The sequence below is a fragment of the Streptomyces bobili genome (genome assembly GCF_002154575.1).
Classification (GTDB): domain Bacteria; phylum Actinomycetota; class Actinomycetes; order Streptomycetales; family Streptomycetaceae; genus Streptomyces; species Streptomyces bobili.
The window spans coordinates 1-2,880 of record NZ_MUBA01000741.1 but is presented as its reverse complement, the minus strand read 5'-3'; the positions used below and the strand labels follow the sequence as shown (position 1 = coordinate 2,880).

Below are 2,880 nucleotides of genomic sequence, written 5' to 3'. Positions count from 1 at the left end.
GGCTTCTGGGGCTGGGCGGCTCGCTCGATGCGGGTGCCGTCCTCATCTGTACCCGGCCGGCGAGCCCGTGTCGACACCGACCGGTCGGCATCCGTCGCTCCGCTGCTCGTGCCGGTCCGACCGGCACGAGCAGCGGAGCAGACGCGATCACCTCACGCGACGGCGGTGCCCTCCAGCTCGACCATCTGGCCGGGGATCGCCAGACGCGTCACCCCGAGCATCGTGGTGGTCGGCGCGACCCCGGCGGCGCCGAGCTTTCCCGCCAGCACGCCGTAGTGCTGGAAGAGCAGGTCGACGTCGGTCGTGTAGACGTTGAGCCGGACGAGGTTGGCGAGGGACATTCCGGCCTCGGCGAGCACGGCCTCGACGTTGGCGGTGCTCAGCGCCAACTGCGCCGCCATGTCGCCGTCGTGCTCGGGCTTGCCTTCGCCACTCATCGCGGTCTGCCCCGAGATGTACAGGGTGCGCGAGTGACCGGAGACGACCTCACCCTGGTTGAAGCCCATCTCCACCGACCACGACACCGGGTTGACCGCATTGCGTTCCATCGCAGGACCAGCTCCATTCGATTCACGGACACCACGTACGTCCACCAGCTCGGTGGCCGCCGCGCTTGACGTCGTACGACGGAGCCTGCCAACAAAACATGACACCTCAAGTCATGTATTTGGCTAGGGTTTTCCCGTGCGCGCCGACCGGTTGGTTTCCCTGGTGCTCCTCCTGCGCCGGCGCGGTCGGATGACCGCGGACACGCTGGCCCGTGAGCTGGAGGTGTCCACCCGCACGGTGCTGCGCGACATGGAGGCGCTGTCCGCGGCCGGTGTGCCGGTCTACGCCGAACGCGGCCGGCACGGCGGTTTCGCGTTGCTGCCCGGATTCCAGACCGCGCTCACCGGACTGAACCATGACGAGGCGCTCGCCCTGGTGGTCGCCGGATCACGGCGCGGCGCCCAGCAGTTCGGCCTCGGCTCGGCGCTCGCCTCGGCCATGCTCAAACTGGTCGACGCGCTGCCCGACGGCCTTCGCGACACCGCGGCCGGCGCGGCGCAGCGACTGCTCATCGACCCGGAGACCGACCTCCTCGCGCGCCGTGTGGCCGCGGACGAGGTGTCCGCGGCCATAGGGGCCGAGGTCCGGCGCGCGGTGTTCGCCGGGCACCGGCTGCGCATCCGGTACGCGGCTGTGGACCAGGCCCCCAGGTGGCGCACGGTGGACCCGATCGGCCTGGTCACCGTGCGCGAACAGGGCTACCTGCTGGCCACGAGGGGCGGGGCGGACCGCACCTACCGGCTGTCCCGCGTGCTGGCCGCCGAGGCCCTCGACGAGGCCGCGCGGCGACCGGGCACGGTCGACCTGGACCGGGCCTGGCAGGAACGCAACACGCGGTTCCGCAACGGAGGCGACGAGCAGATCACCGTGCTGGTCCGGGTGGACCCGGCCCGGCGCGAACCCCTGGTGGACACCGCGCTGGCCGTCCGCGCCGAGGAGACCGAAGCGGACGGCCGGCTGCGGCTGACCCTGATCTTCCAGGATCGGCGGCACGCCGAATGGGCCGTGTGGCAGCACGCCACGCACGCGGAGGTCCTGACCCCGCAAGAGCTGCGTACGGCCATCCGCAACCGTGCCGCGGTGATCGCCACTCGCTATGGAACGTCGCCCTAGCGCCGCGTCGGGCCACCCTCGCTACTCCGTGTCGAGTTGATGGTCGGCCCAGACGTAGCTTTCGGGGAGCAGTTCGGTGATGCGGACCGTGCGGACGCGGTCGCCCTCACCGACGATGACCTTGAGCGCGGGAAAGTAGTCGAGGAGCACCTGACGGCACCGGCCGCACGGCGGAACGACTCCACGGTCGCGGTCGCCCACGGCCACGACGGTGTCCAGTTCATAGAAGCCCTGGGCGGCTGCCGTACCGATGAGAACCAGCTCGGCGCAGGGCCCTCCGGTGAAGTGGTAGGCGTTCACGGCGGTGACGATCCGACCGTCCCCGGTGCGGGCCGCGGCTGCCATGGTGTGGTTGTCGCCCCGGCAGCGCGTGCGGGCAAGGTCCGCCGCGGCCTGGACGAGTTCGTGGTCGACGTGGGGAATCTCCGTGGTCATCGGACGACGTTGACCTGCGCGGCGAGGGCGCACAAGCGGATTTCCGCGCCCTCGGGAAGGCAGCGGCTCCGATGCTGACGGCGATGACCGTCCAGCCGAGCAATTGGCAGATCCGGGACAGCGACACGCCGTGGGAGCGGCAGATCGCCGGCCTGTATCTGCCAATCGGCGTCCGCGGAGGGGGTTCGCCACCCGCATCCGGAGCTGGTGGGACCGGCCACCGCCTTCGCCGCCCTTCTGACCGTCATCAAGAAACGCTGAGGTCCGCCACCACCGCCGCGTGGTCCGACGGCCATACGCCGTCCACCGGGACGTCCCCCGCCCGCCGCACCCCCCGCACACGGACCGGTCCGCCCATGCCGATGTGGAGGTAGTCGATACGGGCGCTGGGCATGCCGCCCTTCGCCACGTACGGGTTGGCGGCGTCCCAGGTGGCTGACGGGGCCGTCGGGTCGGCGTACTCCCAGGCGTCGAGGAACACCTGGCCGGGGACGGGCGGGGCCGTCCTGTGGCCGCCGAAGAGGCGAATCTCGTCGGAGTCGGGCCAGGCGTTGAAGTCGCCGGTGACGAGGGGCGGGAACGGGGTGTCGCCGCGGTGCCGGGCGATGAACTCGGCTAGAGCGGTGACCTGGCGGCAGCGCACCGCGGCGACGCCCCGTTCCCGCCCCTCGTCACCGGCGACTTCAACGCCTGGCCCGACTCCGACGAGATTCGCCTCTTCGGCGGCCACAGGACGGCCCCGCCCGTCCCCGGCCAGGTGTTCCTCGACGCCTGGGAGTACGC

The 2,880-nt window shown here is 71.4% G+C and carries 4 protein-coding genes; 1 reads left to right on the top strand and 3 read right to left on the bottom strand.

Annotated features, from left to right (window positions below):
• Nucleotides 1-152: 152 nt before the first annotated feature.
• The gene (locus tag BZL64_RS37050) at nt 153-548 is read right to left on the bottom strand and encodes a RidA family protein (protein WP_086773391.1); all 396 of its coding nucleotides are present in this window, start codon (nt 546-548) and stop codon (nt 153-155) included.
• 136 nt (nt 549-684) lie between these two features.
• On the opposite strand from BZL64_RS37050, the gene BZL64_RS37045 reads away from it, so the two are divergent.
• Nucleotides 685-1,662, top strand: a complete 978-nt coding sequence (locus tag BZL64_RS37045; protein ID WP_086773390.1) for a helix-turn-helix transcriptional regulator — start codon at nt 685-687, stop codon at nt 1,660-1,662.
• Nucleotides 1,663-1,683: 21 nt separating this feature from the next.
• Here BZL64_RS37045 and BZL64_RS37040 read toward each other — a convergent pair whose 3' ends face one another.
• Both BZL64_RS37040 and BZL64_RS37035 read right to left on the bottom strand, forming a co-directional pair.
• Nucleotides 1,684-2,097, bottom strand: a complete 414-nt coding sequence (locus BZL64_RS37040; protein WP_086773389.1) for a cytidine deaminase family protein — start codon at nt 2,095-2,097, stop codon at nt 1,684-1,686.
• Between the two features lie 247 nt (nt 2,098-2,344).
• Nucleotides 2,345-2,880: endonuclease/exonuclease/phosphatase family protein (locus tag BZL64_RS37035; protein ID WP_341868851.1), on the bottom strand; the 536-nt coding region annotated here is incomplete at its 5' end.

Bases quoted from the DNA above. Each gene is read 5' to 3' on its own strand.
- BZL64_RS37040 (WP_086773389.1), bottom strand. From the start codon at position 2,097: ATGACCACGGAGATTCCCCACGTCGACCACGAACTCGTCCAGGCCGCG.
- BZL64_RS37050 (WP_086773391.1), bottom strand. From the start codon at position 548: ATGGAACGCAATGCGGTCAACCCGGTGTCGTGGTCGGTGGAGATGGGC.